Raw genomic sequence first — 6,226 nt, forward strand, 5'->3', positions numbered from 1 at the left:
CGCTACTCCGGCGAAGGCAGGTCCTCGTCCCGCAAACCCACGCTCCGGGCGCACTCGACGAGCGCCCGCCACGTGTCGCCGGGGACCTCGAACCCGGCCGCGCGAGCGCGACGCGACTCGGCTTCCGGCTGGCCGGGCGTCCGCACGCGATCGAAGCCCGCGGCGGGCGGAACGGCGCGGATCCGGTCCGCGATCCGGCGCGCCTGCGCCTTCGCCTCCTCCGCCGGACGCATCGCCCCGGGGTCGAGGGCCATGAACAGGGCGCCGGAGTGATTGTGAACGGGCTCTTTGCCGGGCGCGTCGTGAATGGCGTCGGCTCCGGTCAGCGCCTGGCCGAGCAACTCCGCGGCCACGGACAGCCCGAACCCCTTGTGCGCGGCGGCGGGCAGCAGCGCCCCGCCGGCGTAGTAGTCCTCGACGCTCGTCGTCGGCCGGCCCTCCTTGTCGACGATGCAGCCCGACGGCAGCGGAAGGTGCCGGGCCCGGGCGACCATGATCTTGCCGGCCGCGACGGCGGTGGTGGCGAAGTCCATCACAAACGGATACTCGTCCTGTACGGGGAAGCCTACGGCGATCGGGTTGGTGCCGAGCGTGGGCTGACTTCCGCCGTGCGGCACCGCCGCGCGCCGTCCGAGCCCCCCGACCCATACAAATCCGACGCAACCCTGATCGGCCGCACGCTCCATGTATTCTCCCATCCGGCCGAGGTGGTTGCACCGCACCACCCCAACGGCGCCGACCCCGAATTCTCGCGCGCGCCGCACCGCCTCGTCCAGCGCCAGGCGGCCGGCGAGCTGCCCGAAGCCCCACTCGCCGCTCACCACGCCCACCGCGTGCCGCCCCTCGATCGCCTTGGGACGCACCGCGGGCCGGACGAGGCCGTCCCGGATCCGCTGCGCGTACTGCGGAATCCGCAGCACACCGTGGGAGTCGTGCCCCGTCAGGTTGGCGTCGACGAGTGATCGCGCGACCACGCGCGCGATGTCATCGGGCGCGCCGAGGGCGGCGAAGATCTTCGTCCCAAGCGTGGTCAGGGCGTCGGGTTGGAACCGTGCGGTCATGCGGCGACCACCTCTTTCGCGAAACTGCGTCACCGATTGTAACATGTGCGAAACGGCGGGAGGAAACGCGTCGCGCGTTTGCCAACACCGCACCCAAGGTGATCGAACTCTCTTGGAGGCGCACCGATGTCATCGCACCGAGTGAGCATGTTTGCCGCCGTCCTCGCGCTGGCGCTCGTCACGGCCGGCGCGCCGGGCGTCGCCGCCCAGCCGGCGACGACGGTCGAGGGAACCATCGCGACCGCGACGCCGACGTCGGCCGTCATCACGACGAAGACGGGCAGCACGACCGTCACGCTGAACGACAAGACGCAGGTGATTCGCCGGCTGCCGGCTGCGCTCGCCGACGTGAAGATCGGGACGTTTCTCGCGATCACTGCGAGCAAAGCGGCGGACGGGACGCTCACCGCCGTCTCGATGAACATCCTCGACGGGTTCCCGAGCGCGCGTAAGGGTCAATGGCCGATGGAGTCGGGCAACATCATGACCAATATGAACGTCGCGAGCGTCGTCTCGGGAGTCTCGGGCCGCACGCTCAAGCTGGCCTACCAGGACCAGACCACGTCGATCGTCGTGCCGAACAACACGCCGATTCGACGGATCGTGGAAGGCAAACTCAGCGACCTCAAGGCCGGCGAGCACGTGAGGGTGCGGGGCGAGAACGACGGCTACGGCAGCATCACCGCGTCGTACGTGTCGATCGAATAGGAACCGGCGGCCGGTTCGGGCGCCCGCGTCGCCGGCAGGCGACGGTCCAGAGAGCGGCCGATCCGGCGGTTGCCGGATCGGACCGGGCCCTCGTCTACCGGGATAGGCCGTCTATTCGATGAAGTCCTTGAGCCGCTTGCTCCGGCTCGGATGCCGCAGTTTGCGGAGCGCCTTCGCCTCGATCTGACGGATCCGCTCGCGCGTCACGCCGAACTCTCGGCCCACTTCCTCCAGCGTGCGCGGCCGTCCGTCGTCCAGGCCGAACCGCAGCTTGAGGACCTTCCGCTCGCGGGGCGTGAGCGTGTCGAGCACGCCCTCCAGCTGCTCCTTGAGCATCGTGAACGACGCCGCCTCGGCCGGGGCCAGCGCGTCCTGATCTTCGATGAAGTCGCCGAGATGGCTGTCCTCTTCCTCGCCGATCGGCGTCTCCAGCGAGATCGGCTCCTGCGCGATCTTGATGATCTCGCGCACCCGCTCGGTCGGCATCTTCATGACCTGGCCGATCTCTTCCGGCGTGGGCTCGCGCCCATACTCCTGAAGCAGCTGCCGCGAGATGCGGATCAGCTTGTTGATCGTCTCCACCATGTGGACCGGGATGCGGATCGTCCGCGCCTGGTCCGCGAGCGCGCGGGTGATCGCCTGCCGGATCCACCACGTGGCGTACGTGCTGAACTTGTAGCCCTTGCGCCAGTCGAACTTCTCGACCGCGCGGATCAGGCCGAGGTTGCCCTCCTGGATCAGGTCGAGGAACAGCATGCCGCGGCCGACGTACTTCTTGGCGATGCTGACGACAAGCCGAAGGTTGGCCTCGATGAGGCGGCGCTTCGCGTCCTCGTCGCCGCGCTCCATCCGCTTGGCGAGCTTGACCTCGTCCGCGGATGACAGCAGCGGCACCTTGCCGATTTCCTTGAGGTACATCCGGACGGGGTCGTCGATACTGACCCCTTCGAGCGGCTCGAGCTCGACCGGCTCCGCCTCTTCCTCTTCCTTCTCCTTTTCGGCTTCCTTGGGGTCGTCGACGACCTTGATCTCGAGATCCCCGAGCATGCCGTAGATCTTGTCGTACTCGTCCAGAGTGTGCTCAACCTGGGGTACGGCCTCTTGGATTTCCTCGTAGGTCACATAGCCGCGGCGGCGGCCCTGCTCGACGAGCTGGCGCATCTCGGCCGGCAGCGTGGCCAGGGCCTTTTCGGCCTCCAGGCGGCGCTTCGTCGTAGCGGCCTCCGACTCGGTAGTGACCTGTGCGCGACGCGGTTTAGACACTGACCTTCAACTCCCTGATCCGTTCCTTTTCCTTTCGTGCTTCCAGCAGTTCCACCGCCAGCCTGTCCCGGCGGCCGTCGTCTCGGCCGCGTACCGCTTCCGCGTGCTCGGCCGTCAGGCGGTCGATCCGTTCCCCTACCTCGACGAGCCGCATCGTCCGGAGGCACCCCTCCGCGATCCGGCGCGCGTCCCCACGCACCGGCGGTTCCTCGATCAGGAACCGGCTCAGCAGCGAGATCACACGCTCATCCCGCAGCCGTTCGCGAAGCCGGCCCGGTTCGAGGCCTTCCGCCTCCGGATTCAGGAGCGCCTGCGCGAGGGCGTGATGAACCGGCTCTCGAAACGCGTCCGCGTCGACCAGCCCGCGAACCGCGCTCCGCACCGCTGCGTCCGCCACCAGAAGATGTAGAAGGAGTGCTTCGGCTCCTGCCCGCCCGTCGGCCCCGCGCGGCGCGGTCCCGACGGCCCCCTGGCTCGTCCGGGGCGCGGTCGGCGGCCGTCTCGGCTCGTCACGATCCTTCGCGAGACGGCGCATCTGTCCTCTGATGGCGTCCTCGCGGACCCCTAGGCGCTCCGCCAGCAACCGGACGTACTCCGACTGCCGGACCGGGTTTGGTGCTATAATGATCAACTGGCTTAGTTCGTCTACAATTCCCACCTTTCCTTCCACCGTTCTTGCGTCGTGCCGGGCCGAGGCCATGGCGAACCGGTAGTCGAACACCGACCGAGCGCCTGCCAGCACTTCGCGGAAGGCCTCCGGACCCTTTTCCCGCAAGAATTCGTCCGGATCGGCCCCTCCGGGAAGCACCGCCACCCGGACGGGCAGCTCAGCCTGTTCGAAGATCGCCAGCCCCCGTTCCGCGGCATCCATGCCCGACGCGTCGGCATCGTAGACCAGCACGGCACGGGAGGCAAACCGCTTCAGCAGCAGGACCTGGTCCTGTGTGAGCGCCGTTCCCAGCGACGCCACCGCGGCCCCGACACCGAATTGATGACACGCCAACGCGTCCATGTACCCTTCTACGACGACGGCTTCGCCGTTCTCCCGGATCGCCGGCCGGGCCGCCTCGAGCGCAAAGAGTGTGCGGCCCTTCACAAAGAGCGCGGTCTCGCGCGTATTCAGGTACTTCGGCGTCGCGTCGTCGAGCGCCCGGCCTCCGAAGGCGACCGGCCGGCTCTGCAGGTCCCGGATCGGGAAGATCAGCCGGTTCCGCAACGCATCGTAATGCCCGCTGGCGCTCCGGGACGGGTCCCCGCCCGCGCGGGCAACCGCCAGGCCGGCCTGCTCGAGCGCCGTCCCGTCGAAGCCGCGGGACCGCAATGCGCGCAGGAGGCCGTCCCAGCCCGCGGGCGCGAAGCCCAGCCGGAAGGCCTCGACCGCTTCCGCGCTCACCCCGCGCTCGGCCAAGTACCGTCGGGCCGCGAGGCCTTCCTCGCCGGCCAACTGCGCGCGGTAGTACGCCTCGGCCTCAGCGACCGTCCGCAGCAGGCGCTCGCGCTCGCCGCCCTGCCGCTCTTCTTCGGGCGTCCGTTCGATCCGCACCCCGGCCCGATCGGCCAAGTCGGCGAGCGCGTCGGGAAAGGCCACGCCGCCTAGCCGCATCACGAAATCGAACACGTCGCCGCCCGCGTGGCAGCCGAAGCAGTAGAAGAACCCGAGCTCGGGATTGACGGTGAACGACGGGGTCTTCTCGGAATGAAACGGGCAGAGTCCGGTGTACCGCCGGCCGGATCGCTTCAGCGTGACGTGCGCCGAGACGACATCGAGGATGTTGATGCGCCGGCGGATCTCGTCTGTGACCTCTCTCGACCGTCCGGCCATCGCTCGCACCCGCGAAAAAGGCCCTATCGGTAAAAGCAGATAAGGCCGCGCCCGCCACGCTGGGACCTCTCTCTAGTTCTCCACCCCGCGGAGCCGGTCCTCTCATATATACCGATATACCGAACAGCGGGAACCGAACGCGGACGGACTACGCGGTCTTGATCTCTCCGAGGTAGGCCTGCCGGATCATCTCGTTCTCGCGCAGGCTCTTTGCGGTGCCCGACAGCACGACTTGGCCGGTCTGCAGCACGTAGCCGCGGTGCGCGATGCTGAGCGCCATATTCGCGTTCTGCTCGACGACGAAGATCGACGTCCCCTGCTTGTTGATCGTCTGGATGATGTCGAAGACCTGCTCGACGAAGGCCGGGGAGAGCCCCATCGACGGCTCGTCCATGCAGAGCAGCTGCGGCCGGGCCATGAGCGCGCGGCCGATCGCCACCATCTGCTGCTCGCCGCCGGAGAGCGTGCCGGCCAGCTGGGTGCGGCGTTCCTTCACGCGCGGGAAGAGCGCGTAGACGCGGTCGAGGTCGTCCGCGATGCCGGCCGTGTCGCTGCGGGTGAACGCGCCCATCTCGAGGTTCTCGAAGACCGTCATCCGCGGAAACAGCCGGCGGGCCTCCGGCACCGGAGCGATGCCGCGGCGGACGCGCTCCGCGGTTGAGAGCCGGGAGATCTGCTCGCCGCGGTAGATGACGGTGCCGCGCGTCGGCCGCACGAGCCCCAGCACGGTCTTCATCGTCGTCGACTTGCCGGACGCGTTGCCGCCGAGCAGGCAGACGATCTCGCCGACGCCGATCTCGTAATTGACCCGCTTCAGGGCATGGAGCTCCCCGTAGTAGGTGTCGACGTCCTTAAACTCGAGCAGCGGACGTCCGGCCGAGATAGGCTCGGATGACATCGGGGTTCCGATGGACCTCCTCCGCGGTGCCTTCGGCGATCTTCTCGCCGTAGTCCAGCACGGCGACCTTGTCCGAAATGGTGTTGACGACGTTCAGCTTGTGCTCGATCAACAGCACCGTGAGGCCCATGTCCTTGAGGCTGCGAATTTGGTCGGCCAGCTCGAGTGTCTCCGCGGGGTTCATGCCGGCCGTCGGCTCGTCGAGCAGCAGCAGCGCCGGCCGCGACGCGATCGCGCGGGCGATCTCGAGACGCCGCCGGTTCGCATAGGACAGGCTGCCCGCGAGATGGTTCACCCGCGGCACGAGCCGGTTACCGAAGATTTTCAAGACCTCCGTCGCCCATTGGACCGACTCGCGCTCCTCCGTGCGGACGGCTGCCGGCCGCAGCACGGCGCCCAGCGCGTTGGCATGCGTCCAGGCATGCATGCCGACGAGGACGTTCTCGAGCACCGTCATGTCGGGAAAGAGGCGCA

General features: G+C 68.3%; 6 protein-coding genes. 1 reads left to right on the plus strand and 5 read right to left on the minus strand.

All coding sequences use genetic code 11. The features are described 5' to 3' along the window. Window positions 1-2 precede the first annotated feature (2 nt). Entirely contained in the window at window positions 3-1,061 is a 1,059-nt protein-coding gene (locus VFL28_12265) for an Ldh family oxidoreductase (GenBank protein HET7265437.1), read from the minus strand. 126 nt (window positions 1,062-1,187) lie between these two features. Here VFL28_12265 and VFL28_12270 point away from each other — a divergent pair, with 126 nt between their 5' ends. Further along, window positions 1,188-1,769: a DUF5666 domain-containing protein gene (locus tag VFL28_12270; GenBank protein ID HET7265438.1), complete on the plus strand. Its 582-nt coding sequence runs from the start codon at window positions 1,188-1,190 to the stop codon at window positions 1,767-1,769. A gap of 111 nt (window positions 1,770-1,880) precedes the next feature. On the opposite strand, the gene rpoD is transcribed toward VFL28_12270, so the two are convergent. The 4 genes from rpoD to VFL28_12290 all read right to left on the minus strand — a co-directional run. After that, window positions 1,881-2,969, minus strand: a complete 1,089-nt coding sequence (gene rpoD, locus VFL28_12275) for an RNA polymerase sigma factor RpoD (GenBank protein HET7265439.1) — start codon at window positions 2,967-2,969, stop codon at window positions 1,881-1,883. Between the two features lie 55 nt (window positions 2,970-3,024). Continuing rightward, window positions 3,025-4,854 (minus strand): DNA primase, encoded by a 1,830-nt coding sequence (gene dnaG, locus VFL28_12280; protein ID HET7265440.1) that lies wholly within the window; start codon window positions 4,852-4,854, stop codon window positions 3,025-3,027. 148 nt (window positions 4,855-5,002) lie between these two features. Beyond that, entirely contained in the window at window positions 5,003-5,752 is a 750-nt protein-coding gene (locus VFL28_12285; protein ID HET7265441.1) for an ABC transporter ATP-binding protein, read from the minus strand. Then, the coding region (locus VFL28_12290) for an ATP-binding cassette domain-containing protein (protein HET7265442.1) at window positions 5,706-6,226 on the minus strand (521 nt) is incomplete at its 5' end. The genes VFL28_12285 and VFL28_12290, both read right to left, overlap by 47 nt.

Source organism: bacterium, assembly GCA_035691305.1.
Classification (GTDB): Bacteria; Sysuimicrobiota; Sysuimicrobiia; order Sysuimicrobiales; family Segetimicrobiaceae; genus DASSJF01.